This is a genomic window from Bartonella sp. AA168HLJHH, assembly GCF_042197365.1.
In the GTDB taxonomy this organism is placed as follows: domain Bacteria; phylum Pseudomonadota; class Alphaproteobacteria; order Rhizobiales; family Rhizobiaceae; genus Bartonella.
Map to the genome: position 1 here is coordinate 173,628 of NZ_JBHIRS010000002.1, position 21,089 is coordinate 194,716.

Genomic DNA, 21,089 nt, shown 5'->3' on the forward strand with positions numbered 1-21,089 from the left:
ATTATCTGAAATATTCATTGACAAATATGAACATCTCCATCCTCACTTTAAATAATCTCCATAAGGAACTTTTATGAAATCTATCCCTCATCCCATTCTTGCAAAAAATCTTTCTACTTTACACTCCCATGGAATAAAACATGGATTTTTTACACGTCAAGGTGGTGTTTCAAAAAATCTTTATCATAGTCTTAATGTTGGGAAAGGTTCAAATGATCAACTTGAATATATTGTACAGAATCGTCTTTTGATTGCCAATTATTTTTCTATTGAAGCGCAAAATTTAGTCACAGTTAATCAAATACACTCCTGTAACGTTGTCGTAGCTCATCAAGCAATTATCGGTGCACCTCCTCAAGCTGATGCTCTGGTTACGACCACCCCAGAACTCGTTATTGGGGTTCTTACAGCAGATTGCGGACCCATTCTGTTTGCTGATCCACAAGCTGGAGTCATCGCTGCAACTCATGCTGGCTGGCGTGGAAGCTTAAATGGAATTATCGAGAAAACAATTGCTGTTATGGAAAAACAAGGAGCCAAAAGACAATCAATAACAGCAGTCCTTGGACCTTGTATTGGCCCTTATCACTATGAAGTAACAAATGAATTTTACGACCAATTTATTGATTACCACAGCAAATACCAAAAATATTTTTTAAAAACAGACAAAATAAATCGCTTTTATTTTAATCTATGGGCATTTATTATAAACCAACTCAAAGAAGCAGGTGTTAATGCTTCTTGTGTAGAGCTTTGTACCTATCAAGATGAACAGCGTTTTTTCTCCTATCGCCGTGCAATACACCGCAACGAACCCGATTACGGACGGCAGATTTCTGCTGTTATGCTGAAAAACAAAAGATGAGCCTCTTTATGCTTGAGAACAATACCAAAACTGCAAAACTAAGCTTTTTACCCAAATGTAAAAATAAATCCCATTGTACTTTGCTTTTTTCACGAAATTATCTACCAGCCCATAAAATATGATAGCCTTCGCTATGATCATTTTCAATGTTTGGTTATAATGATTGAAGGCAAGATGATACTTCTTTTTATTACTCCCCTTCATTCATCTTAAATATGAAGCATTCCCCATATTGAAAGTATTTTTATAAAGTAATAACCAAAAAGCTTAATCAATATGTATTTCTTTGCCGCATGGAGAAAAAACTTTGCTCTAAAAGTAACAAACTTTTGGAAAAAGAGAAAACATACTGCATAGCTCTTTAATAATAATCAATAAAATTGTAAGGCTTTTGTAATTGTTCTCTTGCAATTTAATAAAAAGAAATTAAAAACCGTGTCGCATTCCCACCATGATGATTCAGAGGTTCTACTATGAAACTTTTCTGCGGAAATTCCAATCCACGCCTAGCTGAAGATGTTACAAATTATTTGAACATACCCTTAGGCAAGGCAACTGTAAAGCGCTTTGCTGATCAAGAAATTTTCGTAGAATTGCATGAGAATGTACGGGGACAAGATGTTTTTGTTTTGCAATCTACATCTTATCCCGCCAATGATCATTTGATGGAATTGCTCATCATGATTGATGCCCTTCGTCGTTCTTCTGCGCGTCGTATTACAGCAGTAATACCCTATTTTGGCTATGCCCGCCAAGATAGAAAACCTGGACCACGGACCCCCATTTCTGCAAAACTTGTTGCCAATCTGATTACTGAAGCAGGCGCCCATCGCGTTTTAACGTTGGATCTTCATGCCGGACAAATTCAGGGTTTTTTTGATATCCCTACGGATAATCTCTATGCTGTTCCCGTCATTTCTCGCGATGTCAAAGTGCATTATTCTCTTGAAAATGTTATTGTTGTTTCACCAGATGTGGGTGGGGTGGTTCGCGCTCGCTCGCTCGCCAAGCGTTTGAATAGTTTGCTTGCTATTGTAGATAAACGTCGTGAACGTCCCGGTGAATCAGAAGTTATGAATATTATTGGTGATGTCTCTGGAAAAGATTGTCTTTTGCTGGATGATATTGTTGATTCCGGTGGAACTTTGTGCAATGCAGCCAGTGCTCTGCTGAAACACGGTGCCAATAGTGTCACAGCTTATATCACGCACGGTGTTCTTTCTGGTAATGCGATTGAACGCATAACCAATTCAGAAATGAAAGAATTGGTTATTACAGATTCAATTATGCCAACAGAAACTATTGAGAAAGCCCATAATATCCGTGTTTTGCCCATTGCTGATCTCATTGGAGAAGCCATCGCCAGAACAGCGGCAGAACAATCTGTCTCAAGCTTATTTGGTTAAAGTGGTTCTTTGGGATCTCCTGGTGCCGTTTCGACACCAAGATCAGGAAATGCAACAATGCGTTGACCATTAAAATGCGAATGAATAACAATAAGTCCGCGCTCTTCAAAATAGGTTAAAAGCCGGCGGGCACGGCTTAAAGAATGCGTTCCATAAAGACGGGCTAAAAATGCATCGGATGGGCATGGTTTTCCGCTCAATGCGGCCTGTGCCACATTCAAGAAGACTCCTTGAACATCATCTTCTAAACTTTCTGATATCTGCAAAATATGTTTCCAGTGTTCACTCACAGCTGTTTGTTCATCAACAAAAGCTTGAGCAATCGCCAGCTTACGCCGAAACTGTGAAAGATTAAAAGGAACCTGTGACATACCATGGATACGGCAACGAACCGAAAAATCTTGATAAAGCACCGCTGTTGAACGATAAAAAGCCTCAGGATCTTCAAGAATTTCCCGAATAATATGTTCTGCTTGATGATCAAGCTCAACATTAGAAAGTTCAGGAAATAAACTTAGGGGTTCTTCCAACGCCTCTTGTTTTTTATGCACCACCTCCTCTAACATTTCATGCATTGATTTTTCTCTCACTGGCTCTCGTATTTGTTTAAATGGCGTTAAAATCTCCTCTGGTGATGCCGTAAAAACGAGTTCTTGTACATCATCCCGTTCTGTTGGAAGAGGCATTAATTTAGGGCTAGAAGAGCGTGCTAAAGTTTCAACAGAACCAATGATAATTGGTAAAGGGCGTCGTGACAAAGCAGGGCCTAAAGCAATAAAATGTCCCCGCTCAAGATCTCTAAACATTTCCGCTTGACGACGCTCCATTCCCAAAAGATCAGCCGCACGCACCATGTCAATATCTAAAAAAGTCCGCCCTATTAAAAAATTTGAAGCTTCAGCAGCAACATTTTTGGCAAGCTTAGCCAAACGTTGTGTTGCAATAACACCGGCAAGACCACGTTTACGTCCTCGACACATAAGATTGGTCATAGCGCTCAAAGAAATTTTACGCGCTTCATCGGAAACTTCTCCTGCCGCAGTTGGAGCAAATAATTGTGCTTCATCGACAACGATAAGCATAGGATACCAATAATCACGCTCCACATCAAACAAGGCCCCAAGAAAAGCCCCCACAGCACGCATCTGTTGTTCAATCTCCAACCCTTCAAGATTAAATACCACCGAAACCCGATGTTGCCGAATGCGATGGGCAATACGCGTTAACTCCAATTCGCTTCGTTGAGCCTCTACAATAACATGACCAAATTTATCGGCCAAAGTTATAAAATCGCCTTCTGGATCAATCACACAGTGCTGCACCCACTTAGCACTTTGTTCCAAAAGACGGCGTAAAAGATGTGATTTTCCGGAACCGGAATTACCTTGTACAAGAAGACGTGTCGCCAATAATTCTTCCAAATCAAGAAGTGCCGGCATCGCTTTATGCAAAGCACGACTTTCTGACATCTCACCCAAGGCAATTTCAACCTTCATAACATCTCCAGTGTTTGATTTTAAATATATCAGCGTCTATTGGTTGATTCTCCATCCGCACCGCAGTTTGTAACATTTCCTCTTTTTTAACGGTAGAAATCATCGAATTTTCCCACAACTCTTGCATCTGTGAATAGTTTGAACTATAGAACAAACTTCTGCGTAGACACCCTTGGAGGCAACGCAGAATGGAGTGATCGCTGTTGGTTAGCGCATATCTTCATATCCATGCAAAAACTATTACTGTTTTTGAAGGATCTCCAATCATGTAAAAAGGACTTAAATTATGAGCAAAAGCTACACTCTTAAGGCCGAAAAACGCGAGCGGGTTGGTAAGGGGTCCTCCCGTGAACTTCGCCGCAACGGTCTTATTCCTGCTGTCATTTATGGTGAAAAACAACCTCCTTTGGCAATAACAGTTCCCTATAAAGAAATTTTCTACAAAATTCACGCTGGTGGCTTTCGCACCACCATTGCAACGATTATTCTTGACAAGCAAAAAATTATGGTTTTGCCAAAAGATTATCAATTAGATCCCGTGCGTGACTTTCCCCTCCATGTAGACTTTTTGCGCATTTCAGCAAAATCCGTTGTAGAAGTGAATATTCCTGTCCACTTCCTCAATGAAGATACGGCACCTGGACTTAAAAAGGGTGGTGTCCTCAATATTGTTCGGCACGAAATTGAATGTACAGCTCCAGCAAGTGCTATTCCTGAAGCTATTGAAATTGATCTCTCCAGCTACTCTATTGGTGATTCTATTCACATTTCAGCAGTGCAACTGCCAAAAGATGTGACTCCCATCATCCAAGATCGAGACTTTACCATTGCAACCATTGCAGCTCCTGCTGGCATGGATGTCAGCGATAAAACTTCTGAACAAGAAAATGATGAAGAAGACACGGAAACTTCATAAAACTCAAAAGGCGGGAATTTTTTCCGCCTTAATTTATGAGACACTACCCTTACTCATACTTTGACTGAAGATACACATGTGGCTTATTGCTGGTCTTGGCAATCCTGGTTTACAATATCAAAATAACCGCCATAATATCGGTTTTATGGCTGTTGATGCCATTTATCAGTCCTTCTCTTTTTCTCCATGGTCAAAGAAGTTTCAAGCAGAAATCTCCAATGGTTTCATAAATAATGAGAAAATTTCTCTTATAAAACCACAAACTTTCATGAATCTTTCTGGTCAAGCTATCGGTGAAGCTTTGCGATTTTATAAATTAGATTTAAAGAATTTGATCATCATTTATGATGAGCTAGACCTGTCACCGGGGAAAGTTCGTATAAAAATTGGTGGAGGAAATAATGGGCATAATGGCATTAAGTCTATTGATGCCCATTGTGGTACTGACTATTGTCGTATACGCATAGGAATTGGTCATCCTGGAAGCAAAGAACTTGTTCATCAGCATGTCCTGGGAAATTTTACCAAATCTGATCAAGAATGGTTATCCCCTCTCTTAGAGACAATCGCAAAAAATATCGCTCTCCTTATAAAAGATGATAAATCCCTCTTTATGAATGAAGTTTTACAAACGATAAAACACAATCAGAACCATTAGCTTGCGTGCCCCTGTCGCGTGAAGAATATGAATAAGAACTCTTAAAAAAATCCTCTTATAAACTTTCTCAAAGGCAAAATCTGTTGGCAACGTGAGAAGCTAGAAAATAGAACAGAATACAAGCTTGTATACACCTTTGAAAAAGAAAGGCTTATATTCTCTTTTGAGAGAAAGAGAAGATTGAACAGCAAACACAGCTCTCTCCAATCTTCTCCCCTAAATTAAAAAAAATCATTTGGCTGAATGGTCGACTGTAGCGGATCGTAACCATTTGATTGTTGACTATAAACTGTAGGAATACTCCTATTGTTTTGCAATACCACAACACGCGAACCAATAGGAACACGATCATAAAGATCGATAATATCTTGATTAAGCAAACGGATACACCCACTTGAAATAGCACGCCCAATTGACCACGATTCGTGTGAGCCATGAATACGGAAAAGTGTATCTTTCCCATTTTTGAACAAATAAAGTGCCCGCGCACCTAATGGATTATCGGGCCCTGGTGGCATTCCTTTCCCAAGATGACCATAACGTTCTGGTTCTCGAGCCATCATAGCTGCAGTAGGAGCCCAATTTGGCCACCGACGCTTGCGCTGTATAACCCCCTCACCTTCAAATGCTAGGCCTTCTTTACCGACACCAATCCCATAACGCAAAGCTTTTCCATTTTCACCAATAAGGTAAAGAAAACACTCTTGCGTATCTATAACCAATGTTCCAGGCGCATAAGATGTATAATAAATCACCTCTTGTCGCCAATATTTTGGATCAATTGTCGCAAGATCAACAGCAGGTAACGAATAGGTCTCATTCGTTACAGGACCATACAAAGCCTGTATTTCTGGTGGAATGTATCGAACTTGTTGAAAAGGTACCGATGACATATCTGACTGACGTGTAGCACATCCAGCCAAAGCCAAAAGTGCTGCAATTAAAAAGGCACAACGAGATAACACTCTTCTATTTTCTCCGATTAATTATTTATGCAGATTTGCATACCATGAAAAACTTAGCACAATATTAACATTAATTCGAAGTTTTCTTATCCTTGTAACTAAGGAGAACAATAAGGTAAGAAGAACTAAGGTAAAAAAGTAGATACCTATTGCTTTAGACTTTTTTCTCACTTATCGCAAGACCAGGACTATAACTCTTCTGAAAATATGCTATAAAAAGGAAGCTTTATCTTGACCATAAAATTAATAGAAAAGAAAGACTCTCATGGGCTTTAAATGCGGTATTGTCGGATTACCTAATGTCGGGAAATCAACTCTTTTTAATGCATTAACAAAAACAGCCACTGCACAGGCTGCCAATTATCCTTTTTGTACCATTGAACCCAATACCGGAGAAGTTGCTGTTCCAGATTTACGAATGGAAAAAATTGCATCAATCGCTGGTTCAAAAGAAATGATTCCTACACGCATTAACTTCGTCGATATTGCGGGGCTTGTGCGAGGAGCTTCAAAAGGCGAAGGTTTAGGAAACAAGTTTTTAGCCAATATTCGCGAAGTCGATGCCATTGTCCACGTTTTACGCTGTTTTCAAAATGAAGATATTACCCATGTAGAGGGACGTATTGATCCTTTTTGTGATGCGACAACGGTTGAAACCGAACTCATGCTTGCGGATCTTGAAAGTCTTGAGAGACGAATCATACAAATCCGTAAACGAGCAACCGGAAAAGACAAAGAAGCTCTCACAATTTTACCTATTATGGAAAAAGCATTAAACATACTGCAACAGGGAAACCCTGTCCGGTTATTACTCAAAGATATTTCTTCCGATGAACACCACATTCTTAAGAGTTTGAATCTTTTAACCTCCAAGCCTGTACTTTATGTTTGTAATGTAAGCGAAAATGACGCCGCTCGTGGAAATAGCTTTACCCAAACAGTTGAAAAAATGGCAACAGAGCAAAATGCGCAAAGCATTATCATTTCTGCTTCTATCGAAGCGGAAATTACACAACTGAGTGATGCTGAAGCATCAGAATATCTCAATGCGCTAGGACTCTTTGAACCGAGTCTCAATCGCCTCATTCGCGCTGGTTACCATTTACTTGATCTCATTACTTACTTCACCTGTGGGCCTAAGGAAACACGAGCATGGACAATTACGCGTGGTACAAAAGCTCCCCAAGCAGCTGGTGTTATTCATTCAGATTTTGAGCGCGGTTTCATTCGTGCCCAAACCATCAGCTATAATGACTATATTGCTCTGGGTGGAGAAAGCGGTGCAAAGGAAGCAGGAAAAGCCCGCGATGAAGGAAAGGAATACATTGTGCAAGATGGCGATATCATGTTATTTAAACATAATACTTAAATCTTCACTCTGTCTTAATAGTTTATCTTGAAAACTTTGGTAATAGCTCCTTGGAATCTTGTCGCAAAAATTCTCAAGAGTTTTAGAACAAAAAAACTGTTGCTAGCATATGATTGTGATAGCAACAGCTTGGTCCATTAAAGAATAGAAATATAAAATTAGCGTGTCCAACGCCCTTCGTATTTAAATGTTGGAGCGTTCTTTAAAGAATCTTTTGTCGCATTTGTAATAAGTTTCCATTTACCATAATCATTTGTCATCTGGATTGTTTCTGGAGAAACGACCACATAACTCTCGCCTATGCCAAGAAAACCACCAACAGCAATAACAAATCCTGCAATATTATTTTCACGTAAAATAATATCTTTTACTTCACCAATATTTTCATCTTCTATATTATATACATTGGCGCCTATAAGACTGGAAGCAACAAAATCCGTTGCTAAAGGTGTCACATAACGCACAGACTTATCTATCCCCACCTGTACAATACCCGTCGAAGAGATCATTTCAGGTTTTGAAGGCACTTCAAAAGACTGAGCATAAGTACTAGAAACCATCAAAATTGACATAAGAGTAGTACATGCAATTTTTTTCATTTTAACATCTCCATTTTTACTTTGCTTTTACTTTATAAAACCTCAATGCATCATAAAAAGATTTGTTCCTTATGCTCTTTATACTCTATACTCTTTTGAGCCTTATCACTTTACCCTTTTCTCTTTATTTCGTCTTTTATTTCTTTCTCTAATTCTTCTTCTAAACGACACCAAATACGATTTTTTAAAATATAAACAAACCCTGCAAAAATGATTAAAAATAAAATAACACGAAAACCGGTTTTTTTACGAATTTCCATATGAGGATCGGCAGCCCACATCAAAAAAGCAGAAACATCGCGCGCATAATGTTCAATGATTTCTGGGGTTCCATCTTCATAAGTAACCATACCATCACTCAAAGGAGGAGCCATAGTTAAAGAATTACCGGCAATAAAATAAGGATTATACCAATAACCATTCAAAATTTTTATCTCCTTCGGTGCCTTCTGATATCCTGTTAAAAGAGCTGTAATATAATCTGGACCAGCTGTATCATAATGAGTCAATGCATCAGTAATTAAAGCAGGAAACGGCAAAGATACCCCACGTGCACGTGCCATCAATGTCAAATCTGGAGGATAAGCACTATTCAAAATAAATCTTGCTTCTTCTTCATGTGAAAAGGGAGAAGGAAAATAATCCGTTGCAACCCCAGCACGTTTAAAAAATTTTCCTTCTCGATTAGGACCATCGCACACTTCATATTGCCCCGCCAAAGCTTTTATCTGTTCTTGATCATACCCAAGATCTTTTAAATTACGAAAAGCCACATATTTTAGCCCATGGCAGCTGGAACAAACTTGTTTATAAACCTTTAATCCACGCCTCAATTGCGCCTTATCATAAAGCCCAAATGGACCTGAAAAACTCCATTCTTGTTTTTTAGGAACCTGTAAAGGAAAGGAAATAAATCCCTCTTCCTGATCAGAGGCATCACTCGCTAAACTCTGAGCAGAAAAACTCATAGCAACAATAACAACCAACCCAACAAAAACATTTACCATAGTCTCTTTTTTTTCTGTTTTAAATCTTGCATAATTGAAGAAGGAAGAGAACAATTTTTTTCAAACGCTGGCAAAATCGGCAAAATAACCAAAAAAAATATAAAATAATAAACCGTAGCCAATTGTGTCCATAAAAGAATTTTGTCACTTATTTCTCTTGACCCCAACCAACCAAGAAAAACGACATCAATAACCAACGCCCAAAAGAAAATTTTATAAATAGGTCGATATCTTGCTGAACATATTTTAGAGCGGTCTAACCATGGCACAAAAATTAAAACGCAAATCGAACTGACGAATAAAACAAAGCCAACAAAGTTTGAAGAGAAAATACCGATATCAAAAGTTATAGCACGAAGCATCGCATAAAAAGGCAAAAAATACCATTCTGGAACCACACGAAGAGGTGCCTTTAAAGGATCTGCTACACTATAATTTTCAGCCTGCCCCATATAATCGGGCATATAAAACAAAAACCAGGCAAAGAAGATGAGAAAAACAGTAATAGCAAGAATATCTTTGATAAGCGCATAAGGCGAAAATGGAACCGTTTCCTTATCTGATTGTATAGCAAGACCTGTTGGATTGCCTTGCCCAACACAATGAATTGCCCAAATATGCAGCCCCACAAAAAGAAGCAAAACAAATGATAAAACATAATGGAAAACATAAAAACGATTCAACGTTGGTTGTCCTACGACATAACCACCCAGAAGTGTCTCATGCAACCATGTCCCCACCAAAGGTATCGTTTTTAAAAGCCCTGCAATCACTGAAGCCGCTGAAATAGACATCATCCCCCAAACAAGCACATAACCCAAAAATGCTATTGCCATCATGATGATATAAATAAAAATACCTGTAACCCATACCATTTCTCGCATATTTTTATAAGAACCATAATAAAGTCCACGTGCTAAATGGATATAAACAGCAATAAAAAAAAACGAAGAGCCTACACAATGCCATGGACGAAAAAGCCAACCAAACTGCCCTTCACGCCGAAATCGTTCACTAGTTTCAAAAGCCAAATGAATATCCGGAACATAATGCATAGCCAAGACAATACCAGTCAAGAGCTGTGATAAAAGCATAATGGTTAAAATACCGCCAAATGTGTAAAAGTAATTAAGATTACGCGGAACAGGAAAAATCACAAATGCATTATAAAAAAAACGAGGAAGAGGAAAACGCTTATCAAACCAACGGGCAAGAGCACTTTTAGGACAATAAGGAGGAAACCTTATCATGACTTTATCCTATTTTGAGCAAAGTATCAGAAAGAAATTGGTAAGGTGGAATAGTCAAATTATAGTTAGCTGGACCTGACCGCACTCTTCCAGCAGTATCATAAACAGACCCATGACAGGGGCACAACCATCCTCCAAATTTACCCGATTGCCCAAGTGTTACACAGCCTAGATGCGTACAAAGATTAATAACAATAAGCCAATTTTCACGTCCTTTACCTGCTGAACGCGCAAAATCTGTTGCTTCCTTTTCACCTTCAAGATTAGGATTGCGCGCTTGACGATCTTTTAGAAGTCTCAATTCAGTAGCGCGCGCATCAGCAATTTCTTTTGCCGTACGATTTCGAATAACAACAGGCTGTCCTCGCCACTTTACCGTTACTGACATCCCCTCTTCAATACCAGAAAGATCAACCTCAACAGAGGAAGATGCCAAAACAGCTTCATCTGGACGCAACTGACGGATAAAAGGCCACACAACCGCTCCCATTCCAACTGCTCCTGCAACAGCTGTTACCAAAAACAGAAAATCCCGCCTCGTTTGCTCACCCATGGACTTAACTTAAAGAGACACTTTGCTAAAATATTCTTTTACCATACCCTCTCCCATTGTACAATGCTTGATCACTCCGTTACCTCAACCATAAAAACATCCCCGTAAAAAACTCCTGCCATTTGTATGGTTTATACAAAAAACTGTTTTATAATGATAATTCATCGTTTTACAGAGTGAATGAAATCCCTAAACACCGTAAGGTTTTTTCATTTCAAACCTATTCATATTAATCAATCAAAATTACTCCCCCGCCCGTGAAAATCAGAGATAGCATGTAAATAAACACTTCTAAAGAAAGAAACATAGTCTTGTTATGACCATATCTCAGTAAACAAGTTGAGCTTATCGGTTATTTCTTTAACACATTTACAGCATCTCTCCCTCCCTCAATTCCAACTGGTTGCATGAGTATTTTTTTCGCTTCTGTTTTTGCATAAAAAGCATATTTTGTTGATTTTAATTAAAATTGATGATCTAACCTCATTAAATATCCCACTTTTCAACATAATGAGCCAATTCATTTCATGGATTGCTCAATAAAAGGAAGTCCCTAATAGGGAGCTTCTCTCTGATCCCAAACAGACCTGTATACATAACTTTTTCCCTGAAATTTAAAGGGAATAAAAATGAACCATAAAAAACATGTATTTCTCAAAGCATATTTTTCGAATAAATTGTGGTGCTTCTTTACAAAGTCGAAAGAAAAATCATATTACAGAGAACATGACACTTCATATAGCTCTTTTCCAACCTGATATTGCTGGTAATACTGGAACGATTTTACGTCTTAGCGCTTGCTTTGGTTTACATGTGCACATTATTGAACCTGCAGGCTTTAATCTGTCGGATCGTAATCTCAAACGCGCAGGATTGGATTATCTCGAATATGCTTCCTTAGAACGACACATTGATTGGCAACATTTTATAAGCTCCATGAAACACTTTAACCGCCGCCTATTGCTTTTAAGTACAAAAGCAAAAACATGCTATACGCAGATATGCTATCAAAGAAATGATGTTTTACTTTTTGGTCGTGAAACAGCTGGCGTTCCCAATTATGTTCATGAAGCGGCCGATTACACATTGAAAATTCCCATGCAACCACAGGCACGCTCTCTAAATCTCGCCATGAGCGTAGCCATAACAACAGGAGAAGCATTACGCCAAATTGGTTATCATGAAAAAAACTGTAATCTATAAAAACATAAATTATCACGAAAAACAATAATACAACATATAAAGAACAGTTAGAGCGTATAATGCCTATCATTTTCCAACCATTAAGTGCTGTTAAAATAAACATTTCTTAGTGCCCATCACATCCATTTCATATCACCTCATAGTAAAAATCCAGTGAACATCCCCCTCTTTATGGTCATACAAGGTGCAAACCGCTACCACTATTCTCTTTATTCGTTCTCATTTTCGAGAATCCTTATCTTTGAGATGATTCATAAGAGACATTTTTCCTCTCTGTAATCATTTTGCCTCACTTGTGACGTGTAAGGCAATAACTTTGATTGATGTAATATGAACAGGTTTGAAATAACCTTACAATATTGTGAACTCTTATTTTACATGAATAATGATTATTATAAATTAATATGTTGACTTAAAAAATATAAACAACAGTGAGTTTATAAACAGAAATATTATAAATCAATTTTTTCTAATAGTGCATGACGATCCATTAAAAATCCGCTTTCAATCCATATCATTTCTAGCTCTTTAAGCTTTTTTCCTAAAAGTACACCTTTCGTAAAACCTTTCTTTATTAAATCGTTACCATTAATGGGAAAAGTTGGAATTTGCCATTTTTTGGCAAATTGATAAAGCTTGACATAACCCTCTGCTTTTTGCAAAGCATCACTTTTTTCCAGATGATCAAGATGTGATGCAGCGACAGACAACGATAATTGATCTAAAACTGGCTGTCGTCCATGAAAATAAATCAGTTTTTGCACAAAATGATCAGAACAGTTTTGGTTTATTATTTCTAACTCCGCCCATTCTTTTAATCGCGTTGTTTCCTTAAGAGAAAAACGCAAGCGCTGTGCCATTTCATGAAGACGCATGGGATCAGGAGGAAGAAGGCTTTCTAGCCGTAACAATGGATCAACTTTCCAACCAAGAGCCTGTTCTGTCTTCACCAATGCGTGAATTGCATCAATGCCCCATCGTTCTGTTTCAGGAAAAATGAGTGCCAAAATTCTGCTTTGTCGCATCCATAAAAGAGCACGCGTTGGATCAAACGCCGCAAGAAGCTTTTTCATTTCTGCCCAAATACGTTCAGAAGAAAGTTTTTTTAAACCATGTTTTAAACGAACACATGCCTTCAATCCTTGCACATCAGGTCGCCCTGCTCCATACCACGCAAAAAAGCGAAAAAACCGTAAAATACGCAAATAATCTTCGCAAATACGATCTTCTGCAACCCCAATAAAACGAACTGTTCGGCTAACAATATCACTCAAACCTCCCACATCATCATAAAGGTTGCCAGCAGCATCACAATAAAGCGCATTTATCGTAAAATCTCGCCGTTCAGCATCTTTTTTCCAATCACGACCAAATGCCACTTTTGCATGACGACCATCTGTTTCAATATCGCAGCGAAGCGTTGTAACCTCATAAGAACATGAATGAGCAACTACTGTTATTGTACCAAAAGCAATCCCTGTAGGAATAGCTTTAAATCCTGCTTCTTCTACACGTGCAATAACCTGTTGCGGCAAACAGGTTGTTGCAATATCAATATCACTAATAGGCTGCCCTAGCAGTTGATTGCGCACTGCTCCCCCTACAATACGCGCCTCTTCCCCCTCCACAGACAAAACACGAAGAAGTGTTTGGATATCACTTTGTTGTAACCACGCAACCTGTTTGAAGTTCTGTCTTATATTCACCCTTTAACCTTTCAAAAAAGTTGTCTTCATTGCTTTAAAAAACTCTCTTCATAAAACAAATTTTTTAAGACATCCCTTATAAAGCACGTCTATTCTTCCAAAGAAACTTTTCTCTTCTATATGAATATGAAAAAAAACGGCATATGATACTTCATTTCTTCTCATTTTCTGTTACAAACAATAAGATATCCATTATCATGCAGAGAAAATTACCATTTTTGCGACAAACGCCTTAAGGAAGAAATATGAGTCAACATGATCCATCATCCAATTCTATAAAAAAGGTCAATATCAATCATGAAGCTCAAGTCATTATTGATGATATTGATACGGCACACAAAGAATTGGATATTTTACAAAAAGAAATTGACAAAGTTATTTTTGGGCAAAATCAGGTAATCGAATATGCTTTAATCGCTATTTTTGCTGGTGGTCACGCCCTTCTTGTCGGTGCTCCAGGACTTGCAAAAACACGTCTTGTTGAAACATTGGGAACAGTCTTAGGGCTTGATGAAAAACGCATCCAATTCACTCCTGATTTAATGCCATCGGATATTATTGGTTCTGAAATTATGGATTCCGATAAAGACGGTAAACGTTCTTTTCGGTACATTCAAGGTCCTATTTTTACGCAACTTCTCATGGCCGATGAAATCAATCGTGCTTCCCCACGGACACAGTCAGCCCTTTTACAAGCTATGCAAGAATATCATGTTACTGTTGCAGGTAACCGTTATGATTTGCCACAACCTTTTCATGTTCTTGCAACGCAAAATCCTCTTGAACAAGAAGGGACCTATCCACTTCCTGAAGCACAACTGGATCGCTTTTTGATGCAAATCGATATTGACTATCCTGACCTCACAACAGAGCGACGGATTATTTTAGAAACAACAAAAGAAAAAAAATCAAATGCAAAACCAATTTTATCCGGCAAAAAATTGCAAAAAATTCAAAATATCGTTCGCAAAATGCCTCTTTCAGAAAGTGTGATCGAAGCTATTTTAAAAATTGTCCGCTCATCTCGCCCTCATAAAGACAATAGCCTTGCTAATACTTATGTTTCTTGGGGACCTGGTCCACGGGCATCACAAGCCCTTTCACTTTGTGTTCGCGCCCGTGCTCTTTATTATGGACGCTTAGCCCCTTCACTTGATGATGTTGAAGCATTGGCCTATCCTGTATTACAACACCGCATGGCTCTTAATTTTTCTGCCCGTGCTGAAGATATAACCGTAAAAGATATTATCAATAACCTTGTGAAAGATGCTCTTTGAATGGCACTTGGCAAAAAAGTTTTACAAAAGCCTCCATTGTCGCTGGCAAATGAACTGCATAAGGATACTGGCAAAATGCCATATTTCCTTTTACAAGCGCGTCATATCGCTAATACATTGATAACTGGGTGGCATAGACAACGTAAAAGCGGTAATGGGGAAAACTTTTGGCAATTTCGTCCCTATATGGAAGGAGAATCCATTACCCGCATTGATTGGCGTCGCTCAGCGCGTGATGAAAATACGTATCTCCGTGAACACGAATGGCAAATGACACAAACCGTTTGGCTTTGTCCTGATCAGAGCGCATCAATGCATTACTGTTCCCGCTTTTCTAAAATCTCTAAAGGTAATCATGCCATTATTCTTACCCTTACCTTGGCATCCCTTCTTGCACGCAGTGGCGAACATATTGCTATTCCTAACTTAATGTCCCCCACAATGACATCCAATGTCGTAGAACGAATAGCCTTTGCTTTAGAAAATCATTCAGATGAAAATTTATTTCCGGATTTTTCAACGATTACACGCTTTTCACATGTCATTATAATGAGTGATTTTCTCGACTATCCTGAAAAAATCATCCAATATTTAACCGTTTTAACTACAAAACAAGTGACAGCGCATTTAATTGAAATTTCTGATCCCGCAGAAGAAAGCTTTCCCTACACAGGTCACACAGAATTTTTGGATCCTGAAACGAAAGAGAAACATGTTTCCACTAAAGCAGAAGATCTTCGTAAGAGCTATTGTAAACTATATCACGCAAGGCGACAAGAATTGGTAAATTTTTGCGCACGCCAAGGATGGTCTTATCACGTTAGTACAACAGATCAACCTTTAACAGAGACCATTTTTCATCTTGCAAATACAATGAGCGACTCTCCATTGCAAAAAAGGAGGGCACTTTGAGTTTTGCTGCTCCCTTTCTGTTACTAGGGCTTTTGTTCCTACCGGTCATTTGGTGGCTGTTACGGATAACTCCTCCATCTCCGCGTAAAGAGCTTTTTCCCCCTTTTCGCTTCTTACCCAAACCAACTCATCAACAAGAAACAGCAAAACATACACCTTGGTGGTTGCTCTTGTTGCGTTTAACCATAGCGGCACTTGTTATCATAGCTCTAGCACGCCCCACTTGGAATCAAAAACCAATAAGCTTTTCCGGATCTCAACCCCTTGCACTCGTTATTGATAATGGTTGGGTTTCTGTAAAAGAATGGAAACAGCGCATCTCTATCGCTGAAATGCTCCTTGCACAGGCAGAAAAACAGCAAAAAAATATTTATCTTGTTGCAACAGCTGAAAATAATATCTCCAATATAGAGCCCCAACCAGCCAAGATTATAAAACAGCATTTAATGCATTTGCAACCGCGTCCTTGGCCTGTCAACCGTGTGCATGCCTTCAAAAAACTCAGCGAAAGAACCAAAGGAAAACCTCTTGATATTGCTTATTTAAGTGATGGATTACAAACAAATGAAGATGAGCAAGCTTTTGCTCTTCTTGAAGAATTAAAACCTAGAAACTTCTTGTGGTATTTGACTGATATTTCCGATTTAACCGGCATAACATCCATAGAAAATAACAATGGAAACATGGGCGCGCGTATTATCCGCTCAACAACACACAGTAATACTCCCGCTATACTCAGCCTTTACGATTCAAATAATCAACTTCTCGGTCAATTTACGAACAATTTCTCTGAAGGAGAAACAACAGCACTTGTTCCTTTTAATGTACCACTTGAACTACGCAATGATATCGCTTGGATAAAAATAAACAATCAAAACCATGCTGCTGCAACCTTCTTGGTAGATAGCCATAACAGGATAAGCCGTGTTGCTCTTCTCTCACCCGATACCAATGAAATGGCACAGCCTTTACTTGCTCCATTTTATTACATTATCAAAGCCTTACAAGGTCATACACAGCTTATAACAGCCGGTGGAAGAGAACTTTCAACGGATATTGATCATTTGCTTAAACAAAATCCATCTGTTTTGATTACGGGTGACATTGTTAACATACCCCCAAAAGCAGAAAAAAAACTTTCTGATTTTGTGAATAAAGGGGGAACACTCATCCGCTTTGCAGGAGAAAAACTCAGTAGCGCAGAACATTACGATAACCTTCTTCCGATACCACTGCGCCCAGGTCAACGTTCCCTTGGAAGTATTATGTCTTGGACAAAACCACAAAAGCTTGCCCCTTTTGCAAAAAATAGCTTTTTCTTTGGTCTTCCCTTTCCAGGAGATGTTACTGTCTCGCGCCAAATCCTCGCAGAACCAACCCCAGATCTTTTTGAAAAAACGTGGCTTAGCCTTTCGGATGGAACTCCTCTTGTTACCGCAGCAAAACGTGGTAAAGGAACCCTCATTCTCATTCATGTTGCTCCTGACCCAACATGGTCTAACCTTCCTCTTTCTGGCTTTTTTGCACAAATGCTGCAAAAATTAATCACATTAGGTTCTAACGAAAACACAAACCTAACACACAGAGAAAAAAGAACAGTGATACAAAACCCTTGGCGAACTATAGCCGTTGACGGACAATTACAAGTACCACCCTCTGATGTTGTTCCTTTGATCTTTGACTCTCAAAATCCACCCCATCCTTCCTACCATACTCCCCCAGGACTTTATGGTGCCAAAAACAATTTTTATGCACTCAATCTCTTAACTCATTCGTCGCACTTGATGAAACAATCATCATTGCCAACTTCTCTTAATAAAAGCCCTTTATCTTACGATACAAAAGAAAAAAATCTTATCGGTCCACTTTTAGGATTAGCCATCTTATTATTCGCCTTTGACAATTTTCTCATTTTATGGATGGGAGATATTTTTTCTTTCATGAAACGGCGTAATATGTTTCTCGTCCCCTTTATAAGTCTTATTGCCTTGTTTTCATATGATCCAACTCTTCATGCACAAACGAAAGAAAATCATCATGATAGTGTACAAGCTGCTGGCGCAACACATCTTGCCTATGTTATAACCAATAATCATGAAATTGATACAACGAGTAAAAGTGGTCTAGAAGCGTTAAGTCAATTTATCGCAGAGCGCACAATGCTTACCCTTGGCTCTGTTACAGCACTTGATCTCGATAAAGATGAACTCTCTTTTTATCCTCTTATTTACTGGCCAATTGATGTTAAGAGTCCTATACCACCCCCCCAAAGCCTTGAAAAAATAAATAACTTTATGAAACATGGGGGAACAATTTTATTTGACACGCGCGATCAGATAAAGAGCAATCTTAATCTTGAAGGAGACGCTACTCCAGAAACGCAAAGATTACGAGATATCTTAAAAGAGTTAAATATTCCATCCATTGAGCCAGCATCAACAGATCATGTTGTTGCACGTTCTTTTTATATTATGCCAGATTTTCCTGGTCTCTACCGTGGTTCACCTTTATGGGTTGAATCCTCATCAACAAACAAAAAAAATAAAAACTCTCTTGCCAACGGCGATAACGTAAGCTCCCTTCTCATCACCGCAAATAACTTTGCTGGGGCTTGGGCACTTGATGAAAAAGGGGCATGGAAATATCCCCTTGTTCCCAATGATCCAATGCAACGTCTATGGGCATTTCGTGCAGGTTTAAATATTGTCCTTTATGTGCTTACAGGAAACTATAAAGCGGATCAAGTGCATGTTCCAGCACTCTTGGAACGCTTTAAAAGAGAAAGAAGGCAATGATATCATTTTTCACTTTTCAGCCTTTTTTACCACTCTTTTGGATTCTGCTCTTAAGCGGAATATCGATTCTTTTTGTCGTTGTTAGTCTTGTTACGCAACGGCAAGGTTCTTTATTTCGTCTGATGGCATTAAGCGCCCTTATCCTTGCTTTGCTCAATCCAATGATCATAAAAGAACAGCGCGAACCACTGAAAAGCACAGTAGGCATTGTCATTGACCGCAGCAAAAGCCAATCATTTGGAACACGTACAAATGATAGTGATGAAGCGCGCAGGCAATTAGTCGAAACACTGGCGCATTATCCACAATTTGAACCACGTTTTATTGAAGCTGGGAAACTTGCTGATAATCAATATGCGCCCTCAACGAATTTGTTTGAGACTTTAACACAAGCAGTATCTGATGTACCGCTCTCTCGTTATGCAGGAACCATTTTTATCACCGATGGACAAGTGCATGACATCCCTGACCTATCAGACCTTCATCATGAAGCACCTCTCAATGCCCTGATTACAGGATACTCAGATGAATTTGATCGCCAAATCAAGTTTATTTCTCCTCCACGCTTTGCCCTTGTCAACAAACCACAAACGCTCTCCATTTTGGTAGAAGATAAAGGCCCCGCCAAAAAAATAATATCACAGAAAGCAAATATTACACTAAGCGTCAATGGACAAGACATTGGCCATTATTCTGTAACTCCTGGCGTGATTTTTCAAACTGAAATTACCCTTCCTCATGCTGAAAAAAATATTATCCAAGTTATAACTGATCCACACAAAGGTGAACTAAGCTTTGAAAACAACCGCGCCATAACAATTATTGAAGGAATCAGAGAAAATTTACGCGTTCTTCTTATTTCAGGTGCTCCTTATAATGGAGAACGGACATGGCGAGACCTTTTGAAAGGTGACTCCAATATTGATCTTGTTCACTTTACTATTTTGCGTCCCCCCACCAAAGCAGATAATACGCCCTCAAGCCAATTATCCCTAGTGGTCTTTCCCACAAGAAAACTCTTTGTTGAAGAAATTAATAACTTTGATCTCATCATCCTTGATGGCTACCAGCACTCTACTGTTCTCCCCTTAATCTATTATGATTATATCGCCCAATATGTACAAAAGGGGGGTGCATTGTTGATGGTAACAGGACCTGAGTTTACCCAAAAAAACTCACTTGCGAAAACACCTTTAATAAGCATTCTACCGGCATTGCCCAATGGAACTATTATTGAAAAACCTTTTCGCCCCACATTAACCAAAGAAGGTGAGCGCCATCCTGTCACAAGGGGGCTTGCAACACTTAACCTTCCCGCTTCTCAATGGGGGCAATGGTTGCGACAAATTGCTATTCAAAACATAAATAACGGAATCGCCCTCATGAAAGGAGCGGATGAACAACCACTTTTACTTCTCTCGCATGTTGATAAAGGACGTGTAGGCATGTTGCTCTCTGATGAAAGTTGGCTTTGGGCACGAGGTTTCGAAGGCGGTGGTCCTTATGCTGCTCTTTATCGTCGTATTGCCCATTGGCTCATGAAAGAACCAGAACTTGAGGAAGAAAAATTAAGTGCGACCAGCAGCCATCATCATTTAACAATTCGCCGCCAAACCCTTAAAGAGCATCCAGAGCCCGCTGAAATAATCTTTCCCTCTGGAAAAAAAGAAAATATTACTCTGACCAAAGAGAAAGAAGGCCTTTTTACTGCAACTGTGACCACTGATGAGACAGGAATTTTTAACATTAAAAATGGCGGTTTAACAATACTTTCTTCTGTAGGGATGCTCGATAATCTTGAGTTGTTTGACTTGATTTCAACACAAGAAAAACTAGCCCCCATTATTAAGCACACTGGTGGCTACATCGGACGTTTACACCCTGAAGGAAAAGAAAACTTTCATCTTCCTCCATTTAAGCTGATTCAATCAAAAACAAGTCCGTCCTCTTCCCCAGCACATTCAATTGTTCTGAAAGAAGCAACAGAAACCCGTTTAATCAATACCTTTTATTTTTCGATATTTTCTGGTTTTTTTGCACTGCTTGCTTGCCTTTTACTGTTGAGCAGCATGTGGTATTATGAAGGCCGTTAAAAAGTCTGAGATTTCGTCT

17 protein-coding genes are annotated in these 21,089 nt (G+C 38.9%); 10 read left to right on the forward strand and 7 right to left on the reverse strand.

Annotated elements, in window-relative coordinates; translation table 11 throughout:
- The first annotated feature begins 73 nt into the window (after positions 1-73).
- Positions 74-865, forward strand: coding sequence for a peptidoglycan editing factor PgeF (pgeF, locus tag ACFINM_RS02645; RefSeq protein ID WP_375640214.1), 792 nt, complete (start codon positions 74-76; stop codon positions 863-865).
- Between the two features lie 473 nt (positions 866-1,338).
- Entirely contained in the window at positions 1,339-2,271 is a 933-nt protein-coding gene (locus ACFINM_RS02650) for a ribose-phosphate pyrophosphokinase (protein ID WP_375640217.1), read from the forward strand.
- On the opposite strand, the gene ACFINM_RS02655 is transcribed toward ACFINM_RS02650, so the two are convergent.
- Positions 2,268-3,767: a helicase HerA domain-containing protein gene (locus tag ACFINM_RS02655; protein WP_375640221.1), complete on the reverse strand. Its 1,500-nt coding sequence runs from the start codon at positions 3,765-3,767 to the stop codon at positions 2,268-2,270. The two genes, ACFINM_RS02650 and ACFINM_RS02655, sit on opposite strands and share 4 nt — an antisense overlap.
- Positions 3,768-4,053: 286 nt before the next feature.
- Between ACFINM_RS02655 and ACFINM_RS02660 the strand changes: the two genes are divergently transcribed.
- Positions 4,054-4,683 carry a 50S ribosomal protein L25/general stress protein Ctc gene (locus ACFINM_RS02660; RefSeq protein ID WP_375640224.1) on the forward strand — a complete coding sequence of 210 codons (630 nt, stop codon included), beginning with the start codon at positions 4,054-4,056 and terminating at the stop codon, positions 4,681-4,683.
- A 76-nt stretch (positions 4,684-4,759) separates the two neighbouring features.
- Complete coding sequence (gene pth / locus ACFINM_RS02665; RefSeq protein ID WP_375640229.1) at positions 4,760-5,341, forward strand: aminoacyl-tRNA hydrolase; 582 nt, start codon at positions 4,760-4,762, stop codon at positions 5,339-5,341.
- 221 nt (positions 5,342-5,562) lie between these two features.
- Here pth and ACFINM_RS02670 read toward each other — a convergent pair whose 3' ends face one another.
- The gene (locus ACFINM_RS02670) at positions 5,563-6,306 is read right to left on the reverse strand and encodes a L,D-transpeptidase (RefSeq protein ID WP_375611178.1); all 744 of its coding nucleotides are present in this window, start codon (positions 6,304-6,306) and stop codon (positions 5,563-5,565) included.
- Positions 6,307-6,571: 265 nt separating this feature from the next.
- On the opposite strand from ACFINM_RS02670, the gene ychF reads away from it, so the two are divergent.
- Positions 6,572-7,675 (forward strand): redox-regulated ATPase YchF, encoded by a 1,104-nt coding sequence (gene ychF / locus ACFINM_RS02675; RefSeq protein WP_375636229.1) that lies wholly within the window; start codon positions 6,572-6,574, stop codon positions 7,673-7,675.
- Between the two features lie 158 nt (positions 7,676-7,833).
- On the opposite strand, the gene ACFINM_RS02680 is transcribed toward ychF, so the two are convergent.
- From ACFINM_RS02680 to petA, 4 genes are all read right to left on the reverse strand, one after another.
- On the reverse strand, positions 7,834-8,274 hold the full coding sequence (locus ACFINM_RS02680) for a PRC-barrel domain-containing protein (protein WP_375611176.1): 441 nt from the start codon (positions 8,272-8,274) through the stop codon (positions 7,834-7,836).
- Between the two features lie 110 nt (positions 8,275-8,384).
- Positions 8,385-9,281, reverse strand: a complete 897-nt coding sequence (locus ACFINM_RS02685) for a cytochrome c1 (RefSeq protein ID WP_375640234.1) — start codon at positions 9,279-9,281, stop codon at positions 8,385-8,387.
- On the reverse strand, positions 9,275-10,531 hold the full coding sequence (locus tag ACFINM_RS02690; protein WP_375620692.1) for a cytochrome bc complex cytochrome b subunit: 1,257 nt from the start codon (positions 10,529-10,531) through the stop codon (positions 9,275-9,277). Before ACFINM_RS02690 ends, ACFINM_RS02685 begins: the two co-directional genes overlap by 7 nt.
- A 4-nt stretch (positions 10,532-10,535) precedes the next feature.
- Entirely contained in the window at positions 10,536-11,084 is a 549-nt protein-coding gene (gene petA, locus ACFINM_RS02695) for a ubiquinol-cytochrome c reductase iron-sulfur subunit (RefSeq protein WP_375620691.1), read from the reverse strand.
- Positions 11,085-11,810: 726 nt separating this feature from the next.
- On the opposite strand from petA, the gene ACFINM_RS02700 reads away from it, so the two are divergent.
- Complete coding sequence (locus ACFINM_RS02700) at positions 11,811-12,287, forward strand: tRNA (cytidine(34)-2'-O)-methyltransferase (RefSeq protein WP_375620690.1); 477 nt, start codon at positions 11,811-11,813, stop codon at positions 12,285-12,287.
- 452 nt (positions 12,288-12,739) lie between these two features.
- Here the strand turns inward: ACFINM_RS02700 and ACFINM_RS02705 are convergent, their stop codons facing one another.
- On the reverse strand, positions 12,740-13,993 hold the full coding sequence (locus ACFINM_RS02705; RefSeq protein WP_375629431.1) for a CCA tRNA nucleotidyltransferase: 1,254 nt from the start codon (positions 13,991-13,993) through the stop codon (positions 12,740-12,742).
- Positions 13,994-14,238: 245 nt separating this feature from the next.
- Between ACFINM_RS02705 and ACFINM_RS02710 the strand changes: the two genes are divergently transcribed.
- The 4 genes from ACFINM_RS02710 to ACFINM_RS02725 are packed head-to-tail and all read left to right on the forward strand — an operon-like array spanning position 14,239 to position 21,070.
- Positions 14,239-15,270, forward strand: a complete 1,032-nt coding sequence (locus tag ACFINM_RS02710) for an AAA family ATPase (RefSeq protein ID WP_375612988.1) — start codon at positions 14,239-14,241, stop codon at positions 15,268-15,270.
- Positions 15,271-16,182 (forward strand): DUF58 domain-containing protein, encoded by a 912-nt coding sequence (locus ACFINM_RS02715; RefSeq protein ID WP_375629434.1) that lies wholly within the window; start codon positions 15,271-15,273, stop codon positions 16,180-16,182.
- Positions 16,179-18,977: a DUF4159 domain-containing protein gene (locus tag ACFINM_RS02720; protein WP_375640240.1), complete on the forward strand. Its 2,799-nt coding sequence runs from the start codon at positions 16,179-16,181 to the stop codon at positions 18,975-18,977. Before ACFINM_RS02715 ends, ACFINM_RS02720 begins: the two co-directional genes overlap by 4 nt.
- Complete coding sequence (locus ACFINM_RS02725) at positions 18,974-21,070, forward strand: glutamine amidotransferase (protein ID WP_375640244.1); 2,097 nt, start codon at positions 18,974-18,976, stop codon at positions 21,068-21,070. The genes ACFINM_RS02720 and ACFINM_RS02725 overlap by 4 nt, the downstream gene beginning before the upstream one ends.
- Positions 21,071-21,089: the final 19 nt, after the last annotated feature.

Excerpts from the sequence above, each read along its gene's own strand:
- pgeF (WP_375640214.1), top strand. The coding sequence starts at position 74 with ATGAAATCTATCCCTCATCCCATTCTTGCAAAAAATCTTTCTACTTTA.
- ACFINM_RS02650 (WP_375640217.1), top strand. The coding sequence starts at position 1,339 with ATGAAACTTTTCTGCGGAAATTCCAATCCACGCCTAGCTGAAGATGTT.
- ACFINM_RS02655 (WP_375640221.1), bottom strand. The coding sequence starts at position 3,767 with ATGAAGGTTGAAATTGCCTTGGGTGAGATGTCAGAAAGTCGTGCTTTG.
- ACFINM_RS02660 (WP_375640224.1), top strand. The coding sequence starts at position 4,054 with ATGAGCAAAAGCTACACTCTTAAGGCCGAAAAACGCGAGCGGGTTGGT.
- pth (WP_375640229.1), top strand. The coding sequence starts at position 4,760 with ATGTGGCTTATTGCTGGTCTTGGCAATCCTGGTTTACAATATCAAAAT.
- ychF (WP_375636229.1), top strand. The coding sequence starts at position 6,572 with ATGGGCTTTAAATGCGGTATTGTCGGATTACCTAATGTCGGGAAATCA.
- ACFINM_RS02680 (WP_375611176.1), bottom strand. The coding sequence starts at position 8,274 with ATGAAAAAAATTGCATGTACTACTCTTATGTCAATTTTGATGGTTTCT.
- ACFINM_RS02685 (WP_375640234.1), bottom strand. The coding sequence starts at position 9,281 with ATGGTAAATGTTTTTGTTGGGTTGGTTGTTATTGTTGCTATGAGTTTT.
- ACFINM_RS02690 (WP_375620692.1), bottom strand. The coding sequence starts at position 10,531 with ATGATAAGGTTTCCTCCTTATTGTCCTAAAAGTGCTCTTGCCCGTTGG.
- petA (WP_375620691.1), bottom strand. The coding sequence starts at position 11,084 with ATGGGTGAGCAAACGAGGCGGGATTTTCTGTTTTTGGTAACAGCTGTT.
- ACFINM_RS02700 (WP_375620690.1), top strand. The coding sequence starts at position 11,811 with ATGACACTTCATATAGCTCTTTTCCAACCTGATATTGCTGGTAATACT.
- ACFINM_RS02710 (WP_375612988.1), top strand. The coding sequence starts at position 14,239 with ATGAGTCAACATGATCCATCATCCAATTCTATAAAAAAGGTCAATATC.
- ACFINM_RS02715 (WP_375629434.1), top strand. The coding sequence starts at position 15,271 with ATGGCACTTGGCAAAAAAGTTTTACAAAAGCCTCCATTGTCGCTGGCA.
- ACFINM_RS02725 (WP_375640244.1), top strand. The coding sequence starts at position 18,974 with ATGATATCATTTTTCACTTTTCAGCCTTTTTTACCACTCTTTTGGATT.